Raw genomic sequence first — 16,098 nt, forward strand, 5'->3', positions numbered from 1 at the left:
TCAGCCCAAGGACGCGCTCGCGGCCCGCAGTTCGTCCAGCGCGGCGAGCGCGTGCCGGCCCAGGTCGTCACCGGCAGCAGCCCCACCCTCGGACCACGCCGCATACCCGCGCTTGAAGGCCAGCACGCCCAGCTCCGCGGCCAGGTGCGCGGTCGGGTCGGGCACCCCACGGGTGACGAGCGCCGTGGTCATGGCCGCGGCCATGCTGACGCTCTTCAACGCGTCGCGTTCCTGCAGTTCGGCGCTCGCGGCCACGGCCGCCTTGAGGCGCGGCCCGAGGTCGCGGTTCGCCGGACCCATCTCCGTCGACGCGCGGGTGAGGCCGGCCGCGACGGCGTCGAGCGGGCCGGCGCCCGCGGGCGCCTCGGCGATGCCCTCGGCCAGCAGCCGGCTCAGCGTCTCCTGGCCGGCCACCAGCACCTCGCGCTTGTCGGCGAAGTGCCGGAAGAACGTGCTGCGGGTGACGCCGGCGCGTTCGGCGATCTGCGCGACCGTCGTCTCGTCGTAGCCCTGCTCGGTGAACAGGTCGACCGCGGCGACGACGAGTCGCTCGCGTGCTCCCGGTTCCCATCGCGCCATGTCGCTCATCCTAGGCGATGGGACACATGTCGCATCGCCTGTTACCGTGACGGGACAACAGTCTCATCACTGACAGGAGAACACCATGCAGGTCTTCGTCACCGGCGGCACGGGCACCATCGGCACGGCCGTGGTCGCCGAACTGCTCGCCCACGACCACACCGTCCTCGGCCTGGCTCGCTCCGACGCCTCGGCCCGGCGCCTCGAGCAGGCCGGCGCCGAAACGGTGCGTGGCAGCATCACCGACCTGGACGTCCTGCAGGACGGCGCCGCACGGTCCGACGGCGTCATTAGCCTGGCCTTCGACCACGCCGACCCCACCGCGCTCGAGGCCGGGATCGCCGAGGAGAACGCCGCCCTGACCGCGCTCGGCCAGGCCCTCGTCGGCAGCGACCGGCCGCTCGTCGCCGTCTCGGGCACCCCGTGGATCGCCGGCCGGCTCAGCACCGAGGCCGATCCCCTCCCGACCGAGGGCCCGGTGGCCGGACGGGCGCGGACGGTCACGGCCCTGCTCGCCCTCGCCGACCGCGGCGTGCGCTCCTCGGCCGTCCGCCTGCCCCGCACCGTCCACGACGAGGGCAAGGGCGGGTTCGCCGGCCTGCTCACCGACGCGGCACGACGGACCGGGGTGGCCGGCCACCCCGGCGACGGGACGCAGCGCTGGCCCGCCGTCCACGCCCGCGACGCGGCGGTGCTGTTCCGCCTGGCCCTGGAATCAGCTCCCGCCGGCACCTCGTGGCACGCGGTCGCCGACGAGGGCGACCCGGTCCGTGACATCGCCGCCGTCATCGGCCGGCGCCTAGGTCTGCCCGTCGAGCAGGTGCCGGAGGACACCTTCGGGCCGTTCGGGCCGATCTTCGCCGCCGACCAGCCGGCGTCGAGCGAGTACACCCGCACGACCCTGGGGTGGAACCCGACGCACCCGAGCCTGCTCTCCGATCTCGAGCTGCTCGAGCCCTGACCGGCGACCCGCTTGTCACCTCCGGATCGCGGCGCTGAAGATCCGCTGGCCGCGACTGCACGATGACGAGCGGGCGCCGCGGTCAGCTCGCGTCGACGACGCGATTCAGCCATTCGACGAGTAGGCCGCGCTCGGTCTCGGTGAGCGTGTCCAGCTGCGGGGCAAGCGCCCGCACGGCGACGACGGGTGCCAAAACCTCCCTTGCGTCGGGCGGGTCGACGTCCGCAACGATGCGAGCGAGAACCACCCCGAACAGTGCGTCGAACCGACGGGGATCACGGTCGCCGGCCGGCCCCGCCAGCAGGGCAAGCACCGCACCGGTACCCGCGGCGTGGATCAGCTCGACCGCCTCGCTCTCACCGACCTGCAACCTGCCCGCCAGGGCAACCCGGTGTACCCGGGCCGCAAGGACCGCCTGACCCGACCGAACGGCCGATGACCGGCGGGCGCGGTCCGGGTCGCTGAGCAGGGCGAAGAGCGCGGGATTGACCAGGCCGAAATCCAGATAGGTGCGCCAGCCAACCCACAGGTCCGCTACCGGGTCGACGTCGCCGTCGGCAGCCTGAACCGCCGTGGTCGCCTTCTCGGCGACGAACGTGGCCATGGCCTGCTCCGCCACCGCGTCGAGCAGCCCGTCCTTGTCACCGAAGACTCGATAGATGGTGGGCGCCTGCACCCCGGCACGTTCGGCCACCCGCCGCGTCGTCAGGCCGGCTGCACCGTGCTCCCGCAGCACTTGGCCGGCCACGTCGACCAGAACGGCGCGTACGTCGCGAGCACCCACATCGGTCATGTTATCGATGCTAACGCATCAGTGTTATCGTTGCTAAGACGCTGGATCAGCTCATCGACCATGGACACCAGGAGTTCTCTTGATCACCGTCACCGGCGCCACCGGCGCCCTGAACGGCGCCACCGTCGAGCATTTGCTGCGGACCGTTCCGGCCCGGGACGTGACGGTCGCCGTACGCGATGTCGCCAAGGCCCGTCGCTTCGCCGATCGTGGCGTCGCTGTGCGGCAGGGCGACTACGCCGACCCCGACTCGCTGCCCGCCGCGTTCGAAGGCGCCGATCAACTGCTGCTCGTCTCGTCCAATCAGCCGGGCGCCGACACGGTGGCGCTGCACCGGGCCGCGATCGACGCTGCTGTCGCCGTCGGCGTCGGGCGCATCCTCTACACCAGCCACCAGGGAGCAGCTCCCGCGAGCCCGTTCGTCCCGGCGGTGGTGCACGCCGCCACCGAGGACCTGCTCTCCGCGTCAGGCACGCCGTGGACGTCGCTGCGCAACGGTTTCTACGCCCACAGCCTCACCTGGTTGCTCGGGCCGTGGCGTGAGACGGGCGTGGTCCGCGTCCCGGCCGACGGGCCGGTGTCCTGGACGGCCCGCGACGACGCGGCCGAGGCCGCCGCCGCCGTGCTCGTCTCGAACGGCGCCTACGACGGGCCCGTCACCCTTACGGCCTCCGCAGCACCCACGTTCGGCGAGGTCGCCGCCATCGCCGGCGAGGTGACCGGTCATCCCGTCGGCTTCGAGGTGCTGGCCGAGGACGACTGGATCGCCGCGCAGGTCGCGGCCGGACAGGACGAGCGCATGGCCCGGTTCCTGCTCGGCATGTACCAAGCGGCCGCGGACGGGCTGTTCGCCGGCACCGATCCACTGCTCACCGCCCTGCTCGGACGTGAGCCGCGCACGGTCCGCGACCAGCTCACCGAGGCAACTGCGTCCTGACGCCGGCGAGGGGGAAGACATCCCGCATGGAGCGCACCGACGACGGCCGGTACATCGTCGTCAACGGTCGGCGCTGGCGCGCCACCGACCCGTCGATCCCGGACGCGCTGCGCCAGGAGCTCGTCGACGAGCTGATGTCGGCCCGCCGGGCGGTGCGGACCGACCCGGCGACCGCCCGCCCTCGGGTGCAGGACGCCAAGGTGGCGCTCGGGGAACGCGGCGAACCGTGGTGGGACGAGGCCACCCCGGACGGACGGCATCAGCGACTCGCCGCCACGGCCCGGGCGCTGCTGGGCCACCGCGGCCCTGACGGCGCGCTCTCGAGCGAGGACCTCGCCCGGGTGGTTGGCGGCACGGGGTGGGCGGCGCTGACCGGCGAGGCCCGGGCCGTGCTCGGCGAGCTCGCCGCGGCGTCGGTGGTACGCCTCGACCCCGACGAACACCACGTGGTCCACGGCCCGGAATGGGAGCAGCGGTCCGAGCGGTGGTCCGAGCACCCGTCCGGGTAACGCTAGTGCTGCGGGCGGGTGGGTACCTGCACACCAACGGCGTCCGTCGCGGACGACGACAGCGCGAACCACAAGGGGTGCAGGGCAATGGCAGATCGATGGGCAGGAATTTCGGCGGGCTTGCTCGCAGGCGCAGCCGGCGCGACGGCGATGAACGCGGTCAGCTACCTGGACCAGGCCGTGCGCGGTGACAGCGCGACCACGTCGGCAGCCGGTTCGTCGGTCTCCAAGACCGCGCAACACACCACCGACGCAGCGGGCTCAGTGGGCTCAGCCACCGAGAACAAGCGCGCGGAAGCCCTCGGCCCCCTCGGTGGCCTCGGGATCGGGCTCGGCGTGGGTGCTGTCGCCGGTCTGGTCCGTGGGTCGAACGCGACCCCGCCCAAGGCAGTGGCCGCGATCGCGACCGGTCTCGTGGCCATGGCTGTCGGTGAGGGCGCCGCCGTGGCCACGGGTGCGGCCCGCTCGGACTGGGCCTCCCCCGCCAACCTGCTGCGTGACCTCGTCCCGCACCTCGCCTACGGGGCAGTCACCGGCTGGGCGTTGCACCGCATGGTCGACCCACGCACCTCGGTGGTCTCGCGCTTCCGCCGCTGACCTCGCGGACCGATCGAACGGCCGTCAGTCGACGGCCCCGCGGACGTCGCCGGCGACCAGCCGGACGAAATCCTCGTGCGGGTACTGGTCGTCGCCGACGGCGTGCAGGGCGACCGTGGTGGCACCCGCAGCGACGTATTCGTCGACCTTCGCGACGATGTCGGCCACGGGCTGACGGCCCTGCACGGTCACGAACACCACTACCTCGGCCGCGTCCCGCCCGCTCGCCGCACGACCCGCGGCCAACGGCTCCTGCGCCGCTCGCAAGGCCTCGACGGTGGTGTCGCCGGTGAGGATGACGCCGTCGCCGTAGGTGGTCGCCAGTTCCAACGTCCTGGGCTTCACGGCCCCGACGAGCAGCGGCGGCGGCGCGGACGGCGGCCAGTCCAGCGCCACGGCGTCGAGATGCACGTAACGGCCCGAGGTCGTGACCGTCTCGCCGCCCAGCAGCCGGTGCAGCGCGTCGGTGTACTCGCGCAGCAGCGTCATCGGCGACTCGGCCCGCGAGCCGACCTGACCCATCCAGTCGAGCACGCCGTGCCCGATGCCCGGCACGAAGCGTCCCGGGAACAGCCGCTCGACCGTGGCGATCTCCATGGCAGTGACCGCCACGTTGCGCAGCGGCACGGGCATGAGGCCGATCCCGACGGCGAGGCGCTGCGTCCACCCGAGCACGGCCGCGGCGGCAGCGACGCCACTCTCCCGGAAGCAGTCCTCCCAGACCCACAGCTGTTCGAGACCCGCGTCGTCGGCGGCGAGCGCGACGTCGTGCAGGCGCTCCGGAGGGTGGTCGGGCGAGAAGATCACGCCGAGAGTCGTCATAGGCGTCATCGTGCCGTACCGGGGTGGGTACAAGCAGCGCCATGGGTGTTGATGCAGGCAATCTCCGCACGGTGGTCCTGGCGAGCGCGGCGGTCACTGCGGCCGCGCAGGCGGCCACCGCCGTCCTCGCGCTGCGCAAGGGCCGCCGCGACTTCGCCGACGGGGTCTGGGGCCCTGGGCTGGCCGCCATCGCCGTGACCAGCGCCGCGGTCGGTCACGGCGACCCGTGGCGGCGCTGGTCGCTGGCCGCGGTGACGACGGCCTGGGCGGCCCGGCTCGAACGTCAGATGCTCACCCGGCTGCGCGGCACCGACGAGGAGGACCCGCGCTACACCGAGTTCCTGGACGGTGACTCCACACCGGCGGTGGTGGGCAAGGTGTTCGTCACCCAGGCCGTGTCGCAGCTGCTCGTGTCGGTGCCCGTGCAGCTCGCCGCCGCCAGTCGGCTGCCGCGCTCGTCGCGTCGGTGGCTGTTCCCGGTCGGCATCGCTGTCATGGTCGGCGGCGCGGTGATGGAGGCGCTCGCTGATCACCAGAAGGCGACCTACTCCCAGCTTCCGAAGGACGAGAAACCCGACGTCCTCGACACCGGCCTGTGGGGCTGGTCGCGGCACCCGAACTACTTCGGCGACTCCCTGGTGTGGGACGGCGCCTGGGTCGCCGCCGCCGCCTCGTCGCCCGCCGGTTGGACGGTGGCCTCCCCCGTCGCCATGAGTTACCTGCTCGTGTTCGCCACCGGCGCGAAGCGGACCGAGAAGCGGATGCAGGAGCGCCCCGGCTACCGCGATTACCAGAAGCGGGTCGCGTTCTTCGTCCCGCGCCCGGCGCGCGCTCGCGCCTAGCTCTCAGTCCCTACCTGGGACGCGCTCAGGCTGCTCACGAGCGGGGACGGCAGCGTGGTCCGGACACCGACAGCAGCCGGCGTAGCGCAGATCACGTCCCGCACCACCCGCGCCGGGCATAGCGGGGTCGGTACGCGAGTTGTCACCGGCACGTACCACCGTGCACGACCACGAAGGATCTGAGATGACAGCCCTGACGACCTCGGCCCGCGCCGAGCTGCTCTCCACCCGCCTCACCGCGCTGCGCGCCGAGCGCGACCAGGCCCAACTCGAACTCGTCGGCGGGGCGTCCGGCGACGCTGCAGACCGCGCGACCAACGTCGACGCGAACGTGCGCTTCGCGCTGCTCGAGCAGCGCATCCACGCCCTCGAACTCGAACTGGCCGAGCTGCCGCTGCGGCAGCGCCACGACGGCGAGGTGACCATCGGCGATGTCGTGGTCCTTGACCTCGGCGACGGCCGCGAGACCTTCCTCATCGGCAGCGTCGACGAGGCCACGGACGGTACCGAGGTGCTCACGCCCACCAGCCCGCTCGGCCGCGTCGTCGTCGGCGCTGCAGTCGGCGACACGGTCACCTACGAGCCGCGGCGCGGGCGCTCCATGCTCGCGACCATCGTCTCGGTCGAGTAGTCCCCGCCGCGCCGTCGCAGGGTCCTCCCACGACCGCGACGGGGCGTGCCTACCCTCGTGCCGTGCGGGGGCGACGGACGACGGGGGCAGTACTGGCGATAATCGCGATGCTGTCGCCGGGCGTGGCGGTGGCATCCCCCGCTCCGACGCCCAGCTCGTCGCCTGCCGCCCACTCCGTCCCGCCCGCGGCGCCGCGACCCACCGACCACGGCAACTCCCCGGAAGCACCCGACCCGCACCCACCGCGTGGCGGTCTCGGGCCCCAGGGGCAGGCCGTCGGCGGGACGGCACTGCTGACTCGGGGCACGGTGCTCCCGGCGGGGTCGCCGACACTGCCTCGGGACATCACCGCGCGGGCCTGGGTGGTGGCCGATCTCGACACCGGCGCCGTCGTCGCCGCCCGCGACCCGCACGGCCGCTACCAGCCGGCCAGCATCCAGAAGATCCTCACCGCCGTCACCCTGCTGCCGTTGCTGCCCGGGACGCGCCGCGTGACGGTCAGCCGCAGCGCGGCAGACACCGAGGGGTCCCACGCCGGGCTCGTCGCCGGCGGCAGCTACACCGTCGACCAGATCTTCGAGGGTCTGCTGCTCGTGTCGGGCAACGACGCCGCCGAAGCTCTCGCCCAGGCCGCCGGCGGCCGCGCGCACACCGTCGGCCTCATGAACACCGAGGCGCGCACGCTCGGCGCCTACGACACCCTCGTGCAGACGCCCTCCGGGCTCGACGGCTGGCAGCAGCTCACCAGCGCCTACGACATGATGCTGTTCCTGCGCGCGGCGTCGGCGCAGCCGCGGTTCGTCGCCTACGACCGGACGCGCTCGCTGGTGCTGCCGAAGCAGAAGCGGGTCGGCGCGGTGCGCCTCGTCAACCAGAACCTCGACTTCCTCGACGAGATCCCCGGCGCGGTCGCCGCCAAGACGGGCTACACCGACGCTGCGCAGCACACCTTCGCCGGCGTGATCACCGACCGGGGCCAACGCTACGGGGTGGTGCTCATGCGGGCCCAGCGCTACCCCCAGGATCAGTACGTGCAGGCCGCGCGCCTCGTGCGCTGGGCCGCGGCGCTGCCGCACGGGACCGCGCCCGTCGGCCGCCTCGAGTCACCGCCGCAGGTGCGGCCGGCCGCAGCGACCTCGGGCACCGCGACGCGCAGCGGCACCCCGTCGTCGCCCGCACCCTCGCCGTCGGCGGCAACGGGCAAGGGCTCCGGCGGTGACGGCGTCAAGGTGCTCGTCGCGGTCCTGCTGTTCGGTGCGTTCCTCTACTCGACCCGTCGCCTGCGCGGCCTGCGAGGGCCACCGCGGCGCCGGCGGGGTCCGGGCCCGCGCTGATCAGCGCTGTTTGGGCTTGGTGGCCGCCCAGAAACCGACGGCACCGGCGACGATCCCCGCACCGACGAGGGTCGCGCCGACGCCCGCCGGCGTGACGCCCGTCGCCTCGGACGGCCGGCGGTCGACCATGGCCTCGGGCTCGATGATCGGGATCGAGTTGACGGTGCGGCCCTCGGCCGTGACCGTCGCGATCCACGCGCAGCAGAACAGCTGGAACCGCGCCACGAGCTGCACCCAGACGAGGATGGCCAGGACGCTGGCGAAGGGGCCCGCGGTCTCGCTCTTCGACGCGTGGGCGATCGTGTACGTGCCGACGATCTTCAGGATCTCGAAACCGACCGACGCCATCAGGCAGCCCCGGAACGCGACCTTCCGCTCGACCACCGCCTGCGGGACCTTGATGAGCAGCCACCAGAAGATGACGATGTCGGCCAGCGCCGCCACCGCGATCCCGACGACCTTCAGCAGCACGGTGGAGCCGGGCAGCGAGTCGAGGCCGACCGTCGAGATGATCTGCTGCGTCAGCGACGTGCCGACGACCGTCAGGCCGAGCGACACCACGATGCCGAGGCCGAGCCCGGTGAGGACGGCCAAGTTGCTCAGCCGGCTCATGACGAAGTTCTTCTTCGGCGGCTTGCGCCCCCATACCGCGTCCAGCGCCTGACGCAGGTTGCCGATCCAGCCGAGCCCGGTGAGTAGGAGCCCGGCGACGCCGACGATGCCGACGCTGGTGCGGTGGTCGATCGAGTGCTGCACCGACGTCTTGATGGTCTGCCCGAACGAGCCGGGGATGGCGTCGGTGATGTGGGAGAACAGGCTGCGTTGCAGGCCGGGGTCGTTGTAGAGCACGAAGCCGACGACGCTGACCGCGAGGAGCAGCAGCGGGAACAGGGCCAGGAAGCTGAAGTAGGTGATCGCCGCCGCGTACTGGTTGCCGTTGTTGCGCGTCAGCAGGGCATAGGCGTCGACCACGTGCTTGACCCCGGGGTGCTGGCGCTGGATCGTCGCCCACCGTCCGACGGCCTTGTCCTTGGCCTCGACGGCCTTCTCCTTGGCGGCCTTCTCCCTGGCGGCCCGCTCCTGGGCCTCGGCGCCCTTGTCCTGGGCGTCCACGGGCCTGGCCGGGGCCTCGTCCCTGGGTCGATCGACGACATCGGTCATGCGCCCGTTCTACCCCCGGGTGGGCGTTTCTCCACCGAGCGGAAACTCGCGACCCCAAGCCCAGCTGCCGTCCGCGCCGCGGGTGAAGACCACGAAACGCTCGACGGGGAACCGGGCGACGAAGCCGGAGAGCTCCTCGTAGGCCTCGTCGAGCGCGGCCTCGTCGATCTGCTGGGCCACCGTGACGTGCGGGTGGTACGGGAAGTCGAGCGGGCGGTCCAAGGGCCCGCTGCGGACCGCGCCCTCGAGGATCTCGCACTGCGACACGCCCATCGCGACCTGGATGAACACGACGGGGGATGTCGGCCGGAACGTTCCGGTGCCCGCCAGGTGCATCATGAACGGCTCGACGGTGGTCGCGGCCTTGGCCAGGTGGGCCTCGACGTCGTCCATCGCGCTGACCGGCACCGGCGTCGGGGGCAGCAACGTCACGTGCGGGAAGACGAGGTCGGCCGCCGGGTCGCCGACCCGCCGGCGCCACGTCGTGAGCACCGAGGCATGGGGTTGCGGGATCGCCACCGCGACCCCGAGCGTCGTCGTCGCACCCATCAGCGAGCGCCCATCAGCGGGGCCGGGCCAGCGGCGGCACGAACCCGACCCGGTCGTAGACGTCGTTGACGGTGGCCTCGGCGATCGGCCGGGCGCGTTCGGCGCCGCGGGCCAGGATCAGGTCGAGCTCCCCGGGGTCGGACATGGCCTCGTGGACCCGGGCGGCGAACGGCTCGGCGAAGGCCACGACGGCGTCGGCCACCGCCATCTTCAGCGCGCCGTAGCCCTGCCCGTCGAACTGGGCCGCAGCGGCGTCGGGGGTCGAGCCCGTGACGGCGGCGAGGATGACGAGCAGGTTCGAGACGCCGGGTTTGGCGACCGGGTCGAAGCGGACCTCGGTGCCGTCGTCGGTGACGGCCCGTTTGATCTTCTTGGTCAGGACCTTGGGGTCGTCCAGGAGGTTCAGCGTGCCGGCGTCGGGCAGCGACTTGCTCATCTTCGCGGTCGGGTCCTGGAGGTCCAGGATTTTGGCCGACGCCTTGGGGATGAACGCGTCCGGGACGACGAAGGTGTCGCCGTAGCGGGTGTTGAAGCGCTGCGCGAGGTCGCGGGTGAGCTCGATGTGCTGGCGCTGGTCCTCGCCCACCGGCACCTGGTGGGCCTGGTAGATGAGGATGTCGGCGGCCTGCAGGATCGGGTAGGTGAGCAGCCCGACGCTGACCCGCTCTCCGCGCGCCGACTTGTCCTTGAACTGCGTCATCCGCCCCGCCTCGCCGTAGGCGGTGAGGCACTCGAGCACCCAGGACAGCTGCGTGTGACCGGGCACGTGGCTCTGCAGGAAGATCGCGCTGTGCTCGGGGTCGACGCCGGCGGCGAGCAGCTGCGCGACGGCCTGGTGGCTGCGCTGCCGCAGCACGGCGGGCTCCGGCGGGTCGGCGGTGATGGCGTGCAGGTCGGCCAGGAAGAAGAACACGTCGTGGTCGTGCTGCATCGTGACCCACTGCTTGGTGGCGCCGAGGTAGTTGCCGATGTGCTGGGACATCGAGGTGGGCTGGATACCCGAGAGCACCCGGGTGGAGGAGGAGGTCGGTGCTGTGGACGCCACGACAACCGATTCTTCCACTCTCGACGTAGCCGCTTCAGCTGGCCCGGGCGGCACCGGCGGCCGCCGTGTCGTCCCCGTCCGGCTGGGGCGGCGGGGTCAGGCGGACGCGCGCCACCCGGCGCCCCTCGATGCGCACCACCGTCAGGCGTGCGCCGTCGTACTCGACGGTGTCGCCGGTGCGGGGCAGCCGGCCGAGCGACGCCATCACGTACCCGCCCAGTGTCGAGTAGGGCCCGTCCGGCAGCGAGACGCCGGACACCTCGCTGACCTCGTCCAGGTTCAGCCGGCCGTCCACCTCGACCTCGCCCCCGGCGAGACGGGACGACGCGATCTCGTCGGCGTCGTACTCGTCGCGGATGTCGCCGATGACCTCCTCGATGAGGTCCTCCAGGGTGACGACGCCGTCGGTGCCGCCGTACTCGTCGACCACGATCGCCATGTGATGGCCCTCGTCGCGCATCTCGGACAGCGCCGCCAGCACCCGCTTGCTGCCCGGCATGCTCTTCACGTCGCGGGCCACGCTGGCGATGGTGCGGTCGGGGTCGTGACGCAACGACGGCAGCAGCAGGTCGCGGATGTGCACGAACCCGACGACGTCGTCGTGGCCGCGCCCGGTGACCGGGTAGCGCGAGTGCGGCGAGTCGGCGGCCACCCGCGCCGCCCTGCTGACCGTCAGCGACCCGTCCAGGAACGTGACCTCGGTGCGCGGCACCATGACCTCGTCGATCGAGCGGCCGCCGGCGGCGAAGACGTCGTCGATGAGCGTGCGCTCGTCGCTGGACAACGACTCGTGGGCCGCAACCAGCCCGCGCAGCTCGTCGTCGCTGATCGGTTCGCGCCCGGCGTTCGGGTCGCCGCCGAGCAGCCGGACGACGCCGTTGGTCGAGCGTGACAGCAGCCAGATGATCGGGCGCAGGGCGGTGGCCACCCGGCTCAGCGGCGGCGCGAAGAACGCGGCCGCCTTCTCGGCCCGTTGCAGCCCGAGCCGCTTGGGGGCCAGCTCGCCGAGCACGAGCGTCACGAACGAGATGATCAACGTGACGCCGACGACCCCGATGACGCTGGCCAGCCCGTGGCTGACCCCGTGCCGGTCAAGGGCATCGGCCGCGGTGTCGGACAGCGTGACCGCCCCGAACGCGCTGGACAGCAGCGCGGTCGACGTGACGCCGATCTGCACCGCGGCCAGGAAGCGGTTCGGGTCGGAGACGAGCTTGGCGACCGCCGCACCGGCGCGGCCGGACTCACCGAGCGCGCGGACCTGGCTCTCCCGCAGCGACACCAGCGCGATCTCGGCCGCGACGAAGACGCCCTCGATGAGGATCAGCACCAGGACGATGCCGATGTACAGCAGCGTCTGCCCGGCCACACGCCGAGTCTAGGCGGACGCGGCCCCTGCTGCGGACCGCGTCAGCGGCCGTGAACCCGTCGGCCGGCCCCTGCGTGCCGGCAGCAGCGGCGCGATGTCGGCTGACGGGGCGCTCCCGGCGAGCAGGACATCGGCGACGAGCGTCGGGTTGTCGGTCATCGGGACGTGCCCGACACCCCCGAGCATGCGGTGGTCGGCGAACGGCAACCGTCGACGGGCCACCTGCGCCTGCCACGGCGGCAGCACGAGGTCACGGGCCGCCCACGCGATCGTGACCGGGACGTCGAGCGCGATATCACGCTCGAACGGGGTAGCCGCTTCGAGCAGCACCGACAACGCGGGCCGCGCCCGCATGAACCCTCGGATGTCGCCGCGCGCCTGGTCCGGTGACACCCGGGCCGGGTGCGCGGTGAGCATGCCGTACATGAGCTTGCGGCCGGCGCGAGTCTGGGCGACGTACTCGGCCCGTGTCCCCAGCCGACCCGTCATGGCGCGAGCGCGTTCGAAGATCTGGCGGGTGTAGGCGAACTGGCGGGCGTTCTCCCAGAAACCTGCGGGCGACAAGGCGGTGACGCTGCGCGCGTCGCCCTCGGCGCCGGCGCCCAGCGCGATGAGCCCACCGAGGGAGTTGCCGGCCACGTGCGGGCGGTCGAGGCCCTGGTCGGCGAGGAAGGCCTTGAACTCGGCGCGCAGCGTCTCCTCGACGGTGCGGCCCGCGAGCTCGAGGTCGGGCGACTGGCCGTGGCCGGGCAGGTCCACGAGGATGACCTCGCGGTGGTCGGTGAGCCGGTCGAGCACCGGGTACCAGGCCTGCCGGCGGTGCGTCACGCCGTGCACCAGGACGAGCGGTTCGCCCGCGCCGTGCCGTTCACACACCAGCATCTGTGCGTCCACCTTCTGCCGTCGGCCCGGCGCTGGGATCCATCCCCGCAGCCTGGCCGCAATCTTGCTGTAACTCTACGTCTCAGTGACCGTCACCACAGGACCACCCCGGATTCGGCGCAGAGTTTGCCGCGCAGAGCGAGGAGAAACCTCCACTCGATCCGATGCTGTGGACAACGGCACGACCGTGCACGGCCTGCACCACGATCGAGCCGGTGACCTGGCGGACGCTGGCGGCGGTGCAGAGCGGTGTCGTGCAGCGCCGCCAGCTCCGCGACCTCGGCCTGTCGGACGACCGCGTCGACCGGATGGCGCGTGCGGGCGCGCTGGTGCGCGTTGCGCGAGGTGTCTACCTTGTCGGCGGTGCACCGTGGACCTTCCAGGCCAAGCTCTGGACCGCCGTGCTGGCCACGCGCGGAGTGCTGTGCCTCGGCACTGCCGGACAGCTCTGGGGCGTGACCGATGCGGGTCCAGCCGTGCACGTCGCGGTCCCTGCGCACCGCCGCGTCGTCAGCCCCACGGGTGTCGTCGTGCACCACCGGCGGTTGCACCCTGCTGACGTACGCAATCGCGACGATCTACCGCTGACGTCGCGGAGCTGCACCGTCCTCGACCTCATGGCGACCCTGCCCCCGACCGACGCCGAGAGGCTCGCGGACCGGGCCCTCCAGCGTGGGTGGGTACGGCCCGAGGCGCTATGTCGTCGCCTGGACGGCAGCCCACGAACACCCGGCAATGCTCAGCTCCGGCGCCTCGCAGCGCAGCTCCGGGACGGCGCGGCCGCCGAGTCCGAGCGAATCCTGCACCGGCTGTTACGACGCGCAGGCGTGACCGGTTGGCGACCCAACCACCGGGTGTGGTCCAACGGGGAGTTGGTGGCCGTCGTCGACGTGGCGTTCCCCGCGCAACGCCTGGCCATCGAGGTGGACGGCATGGCCCACCACGTCGATGTCGACCGGTTCCGGCGCGACCGCAGCCGACAGAATGCGCTGGTCAGCCTGGGCTGGACCGTGCTGCGCTTCACCTGGGCCGACCTCACCCAACGCCCGGGCTACGTGGTCGCGATGATCCAACGACTCGCGGCATGACGTGCGAAGACTTCACCGCGGCCGGCGCGGTGAAGTCTTCGCACAACGTGGCCGAATGGCTACCCGCGCAGCTTGGCCAGCTCGGCCTGCACCATCGCCTCGTGCTCCTGCTCCTCGCGCTTGGCCCGCTTGGGGCTCCACGCGCCAGTGAGCAGGAAGATCAGCGGGATGAACACGACCTCGCCGCCCACCGCGATCCAGTAGTAGTTGCGCCACTGCTTCGGCGAGTCGTGCGCCGCCTTCTGCGCCTGCTTCAGGATCTTGGTGTCGGACGCCGGGATCTTGCCGAGCGCGGTCAACTGCGCCGTCGCGGCCTGGATCTTCGGACCGTCCTGGGACACGAGCAGCAGCTGAGCCGTCGGGATCTTGCCGAGAGCCTGCAGCCGTGTGACGGCCTCGGACTGGCTGATCTTGAGCTTCGTCGTGATCTCACCGACCGCCGTGGCCGCTGCCGCCGTGTCGTTGGGGTTGGCGAGCAGCGCCGCGGCAGTCTTCGAGTCCAGCGCCTGCGCCGCCTGCAGCGCCGGCCCCTGGGTGGCCGACAGGACGGCAACGGTGGCGACGTCGGACTGCTTGATGCCGGTGATCTCGCTGAGCGCCTTCACGCCCGCGGACTGGTCGCCGGGGTTCTTGGTGAGCGCGGCCTGCGTGGCGGGGTCGACCTTGGCCGCGGTGGCGAGCTCGGCCGAGTACTTGGCAGCGAGACCCTGAGCAACCGGGCCCTTCTCGACCAGCGTCGAGACCGTCGTGACGATGTGCGGGACGATGAAGACCGACACCGCGATGACGATGCGGATCACCAGACCCCACACTGCGAGGCCGGTGGCCGTCAGCGCCGGGTTCCGCTTCTCGACCGTCTCGGTGAAGCTCGCCATCCAGGGCGCGTAGGCGACGCCGAGGAAGACCGCCAACAGGCTCAAGATGATCACGAACGAGGTGTAGCTGGTCTCGGGGTGGGTGGCCCGGGTCGCGAAGATGACGGTCATGACGATCGCCCCGATGGCGCCGACGACCATGAACGGCTTGCGCACCCGGATCTTGTCCGACAGGTAACCGATGACGAGCAGCGCGCCGGCGTCGAAGGCCCAGATCCAGTTGCCGAGGGCGTTGGCCTTGTCCTGCGAGTAGCCGAAGATCGTCTGGAAGTAGACCGGGAAGAACCCGACCGCGATGTAGTAGATGATCAGGAACACGCTGATCGCGAAGGCGGACAGCACGATGTCGGGCTTGAGCATCTGCCGGAACGGCTTCTTCAACGCCTCCTCGACGTTGATGCCGGCGGCGCGGGCCTCGACCAGCGCACGCTCGCTCGCGCTGACCATGACCTGGTCGCGCAGCTGCGGCGACAGCTCGCGCAGGAACAGGAACGACAGGGCGGCGACGACGAGCCCGACGATGCCCGCGGCGACGTACTGGTTGTGCCACGGCGTCGAGGTGCTCGTGCTGCTGACCTGGATGGACACGACCAGCGACCCGACCACCGGGCCGAGCGTCCAGAAACCCATCGCCGACGCGCGACCCAGCTGCGGGCTGAAGTCGCGGATCAGCGCCGGCGTGGCGACCAGGATGATGCCCTCGACGAGACCGATCGCGCCGAAGACGAGCGCGAAACCGACCTTGCTGTCGGCCAGCGGGATGCCGACCAGGCACAGCAGCGCGACCACGATCAGGCCGCCGGTGATGATGTTGACGCGGCCGACCTTGTCGGCGAAGCCGGACACGAACGACGCGACCGCACCGAGGATGTAGCCGACCACGGCGATGTTCACGTAGTAGACGAACGACATGTTGTAGTCGACCAGGATGCCGTTCTTGCCGCCGGTACCCGCGGCGACCGCACCGGCCAGATAGAACTGGTAGTACAGGACGATCGTGGCGAGCACGACGATGCCCAGACACAGGTAGCGGCGGCCCCCGCTCGGATACGCGCCGAGTTCGGTGCGCCGTAACGGCCGGGCGTTCGCTGCTGACTGCGATCCCGGCGCGGACATCGTGCTTGACG

General features: G+C 71.8%; 17 protein-coding genes. 8 read left to right on the top strand and 9 right to left on the bottom strand.

What is annotated here, in order from left to right; translation table 11 throughout:
- Nucleotides 1-579 (bottom strand): TetR/AcrR family transcriptional regulator, encoded by a 579-nt coding sequence (locus tag ACFFCA_RS00760; protein WP_375480998.1) that lies wholly within the window; start codon nt 577-579, stop codon nt 1-3.
- A gap of 85 nt (nt 580-664) precedes the next feature.
- Between ACFFCA_RS00760 and ACFFCA_RS00765 the strand changes: the two genes are divergently transcribed.
- Nucleotides 665-1,540 carry an NAD-dependent epimerase/dehydratase family protein gene (locus tag ACFFCA_RS00765; RefSeq protein WP_375480999.1) on the top strand — a complete coding sequence of 292 codons (876 nt, stop codon included), beginning with the start codon at nt 665-667 and terminating at the stop codon, nt 1,538-1,540.
- 82 nt (nt 1,541-1,622) lie between these two features.
- Here ACFFCA_RS00765 and ACFFCA_RS00770 read toward each other — a convergent pair whose 3' ends face one another.
- Nucleotides 1,623-2,333 carry a TetR/AcrR family transcriptional regulator gene (locus tag ACFFCA_RS00770; RefSeq protein WP_375481000.1) on the bottom strand — a complete coding sequence of 237 codons (711 nt, stop codon included), beginning with the start codon at nt 2,331-2,333 and terminating at the stop codon, nt 1,623-1,625.
- A gap of 79 nt (nt 2,334-2,412) precedes the next feature.
- Here ACFFCA_RS00770 and ACFFCA_RS00775 point away from each other — a divergent pair, with 79 nt between their 5' ends.
- The 3 genes from ACFFCA_RS00775 to ACFFCA_RS00785 all read left to right on the top strand — a co-directional run bounded on the left by ACFFCA_RS00775 (nt 2,413) and on the right by ACFFCA_RS00785 (nt 4,376).
- On the top strand, nt 2,413-3,270 hold the full coding sequence (locus ACFFCA_RS00775) for an NmrA family NAD(P)-binding protein (protein WP_375481001.1): 858 nt from the start codon (nt 2,413-2,415) through the stop codon (nt 3,268-3,270).
- Nucleotides 3,271-3,296: 26 nt separating this feature from the next.
- Nucleotides 3,297-3,779, top strand: a complete 483-nt coding sequence (locus ACFFCA_RS00780; protein WP_375481002.1) for a DUF3253 domain-containing protein — start codon at nt 3,297-3,299, stop codon at nt 3,777-3,779.
- 120 nt (nt 3,780-3,899) lie between these two features.
- Complete coding sequence (locus ACFFCA_RS00785; protein WP_375481003.1) at nt 3,900-4,376, top strand: hypothetical protein; 477 nt, start codon at nt 3,900-3,902, stop codon at nt 4,374-4,376.
- A gap of 24 nt (nt 4,377-4,400) precedes the next feature.
- Here ACFFCA_RS00785 and ACFFCA_RS00790 read toward each other — a convergent pair whose 3' ends face one another.
- Nucleotides 4,401-5,198 (bottom strand): LLM class flavin-dependent oxidoreductase, encoded by a 798-nt coding sequence (locus tag ACFFCA_RS00790; protein WP_375481004.1) that lies wholly within the window; start codon nt 5,196-5,198, stop codon nt 4,401-4,403.
- Nucleotides 5,199-5,239: 41 nt separating this feature from the next.
- Here ACFFCA_RS00790 and ACFFCA_RS00795 point away from each other — a divergent pair, with 41 nt between their 5' ends.
- The 3 genes from ACFFCA_RS00795 to ACFFCA_RS00805 all read left to right on the top strand — a co-directional run bounded on the left by ACFFCA_RS00795 (nt 5,240) and on the right by ACFFCA_RS00805 (nt 8,005).
- The gene (locus tag ACFFCA_RS00795; protein ID WP_375481005.1) at nt 5,240-6,040 is read left to right on the top strand and encodes a DUF1295 domain-containing protein; all 801 of its coding nucleotides are present in this window, start codon (nt 5,240-5,242) and stop codon (nt 6,038-6,040) included.
- A 184-nt stretch (nt 6,041-6,224) separates the two neighbouring features.
- On the top strand, nt 6,225-6,671 hold the full coding sequence (locus tag ACFFCA_RS00800; RefSeq protein ID WP_375481006.1) for a GreA/GreB family elongation factor: 447 nt from the start codon (nt 6,225-6,227) through the stop codon (nt 6,669-6,671).
- Between the two features lie 122 nt (nt 6,672-6,793).
- The gene (locus tag ACFFCA_RS00805; protein ID WP_375481007.1) at nt 6,794-8,005 is read left to right on the top strand and encodes a D-alanyl-D-alanine carboxypeptidase family protein; all 1,212 of its coding nucleotides are present in this window, start codon (nt 6,794-6,796) and stop codon (nt 8,003-8,005) included.
- Here the strand turns inward: ACFFCA_RS00805 and ACFFCA_RS00810 are convergent, their stop codons facing one another.
- The 5 genes from ACFFCA_RS00810 to ACFFCA_RS00830 are packed head-to-tail and all read right to left on the bottom strand — an operon-like array spanning nt 8,006 to nt 13,008.
- A complete protein-coding gene (locus ACFFCA_RS00810) occupies nt 8,006-9,166 on the bottom strand; it encodes a YhjD/YihY/BrkB family envelope integrity protein (protein ID WP_375481008.1) in 1,161 nt (386 codons plus the stop codon). It abuts the gene before it with no gap.
- A gap of 9 nt (nt 9,167-9,175) precedes the next feature.
- On the bottom strand, nt 9,176-9,715 hold the full coding sequence (locus tag ACFFCA_RS00815) for a 2'-5' RNA ligase family protein (protein WP_375481009.1): 540 nt from the start codon (nt 9,713-9,715) through the stop codon (nt 9,176-9,178).
- A gap of 13 nt (nt 9,716-9,728) precedes the next feature.
- Nucleotides 9,729-10,760 carry a tryptophan--tRNA ligase gene (trpS, locus tag ACFFCA_RS00820; RefSeq protein WP_375481010.1) on the bottom strand — a complete coding sequence of 344 codons (1,032 nt, stop codon included), beginning with the start codon at nt 10,758-10,760 and terminating at the stop codon, nt 9,729-9,731.
- Nucleotides 10,761-10,794: 34 nt separating this feature from the next.
- A complete protein-coding gene (locus ACFFCA_RS00825; RefSeq protein WP_375481011.1) occupies nt 10,795-12,126 on the bottom strand; it encodes a hemolysin family protein in 1,332 nt (443 codons plus the stop codon).
- A gap of 9 nt (nt 12,127-12,135) precedes the next feature.
- Complete coding sequence (locus ACFFCA_RS00830; protein ID WP_375481012.1) at nt 12,136-13,008, bottom strand: alpha/beta fold hydrolase; 873 nt, start codon at nt 13,006-13,008, stop codon at nt 12,136-12,138.
- A gap of 215 nt (nt 13,009-13,223) precedes the next feature.
- Between ACFFCA_RS00830 and ACFFCA_RS00835 the strand changes: the two genes are divergently transcribed.
- On the top strand, nt 13,224-14,096 hold the full coding sequence (locus ACFFCA_RS00835; protein WP_375481013.1) for a DUF559 domain-containing protein: 873 nt from the start codon (nt 13,224-13,226) through the stop codon (nt 14,094-14,096).
- Between the two features lie 59 nt (nt 14,097-14,155).
- On the opposite strand, the gene ACFFCA_RS00840 is transcribed toward ACFFCA_RS00835, so the two are convergent.
- Entirely contained in the window at nt 14,156-16,087 is a 1,932-nt protein-coding gene (locus ACFFCA_RS00840; RefSeq protein ID WP_375481014.1) for an MFS transporter, read from the bottom strand.
- Nucleotides 16,088-16,098: the final 11 nt, after the last annotated feature.

The organism is uncultured Jatrophihabitans sp., assembly GCF_964252635.1.
Lineage (GTDB): Bacteria > Actinomycetota > Actinomycetes > Mycobacteriales > Jatrophihabitantaceae > Jatrophihabitans.

Bases quoted from the DNA above. Each gene is read 5' to 3' on its own strand.
- ACFFCA_RS00790 (WP_375481004.1), bottom strand. From the start codon at position 5,198: ATGACGACTCTCGGCGTGATCTTCTCGCCCGACCACCCTCCGGAGCGC.
- ACFFCA_RS00830 (WP_375481012.1), bottom strand. From the start codon at position 13,008: ATGCTGGTGTGTGAACGGCACGGCGCGGGCGAACCGCTCGTCCTGGTG.
- ACFFCA_RS00780 (WP_375481002.1), top strand. From the start codon at position 3,297: ATGGAGCGCACCGACGACGGCCGGTACATCGTCGTCAACGGTCGGCGC.
- ACFFCA_RS00810 (WP_375481008.1), bottom strand. From the start codon at position 9,166: ATGACCGATGTCGTCGATCGACCCAGGGACGAGGCCCCGGCCAGGCCC.
- ACFFCA_RS00815 (WP_375481009.1), bottom strand. From the start codon at position 9,715: ATGGGTGCGACGACGACGCTCGGGGTCGCGGTGGCGATCCCGCAACCC.
- ACFFCA_RS00770 (WP_375481000.1), bottom strand. From the start codon at position 2,333: ATGACCGATGTGGGTGCTCGCGACGTACGCGCCGTTCTGGTCGACGTG.
- ACFFCA_RS00765 (WP_375480999.1), top strand. From the start codon at position 665: ATGCAGGTCTTCGTCACCGGCGGCACGGGCACCATCGGCACGGCCGTG.
- ACFFCA_RS00840 (WP_375481014.1), bottom strand. From the start codon at position 16,087: ATGTCCGCGCCGGGATCGCAGTCAGCAGCGAACGCCCGGCCGTTACGG.
- ACFFCA_RS00760 (WP_375480998.1), bottom strand. From the start codon at position 579: ATGGCGCGATGGGAACCGGGAGCACGCGAGCGACTCGTCGTCGCCGCG.
- ACFFCA_RS00800 (WP_375481006.1), top strand. From the start codon at position 6,225: ATGACAGCCCTGACGACCTCGGCCCGCGCCGAGCTGCTCTCCACCCGC.
- ACFFCA_RS00795 (WP_375481005.1), top strand. From the start codon at position 5,240: ATGGGTGTTGATGCAGGCAATCTCCGCACGGTGGTCCTGGCGAGCGCG.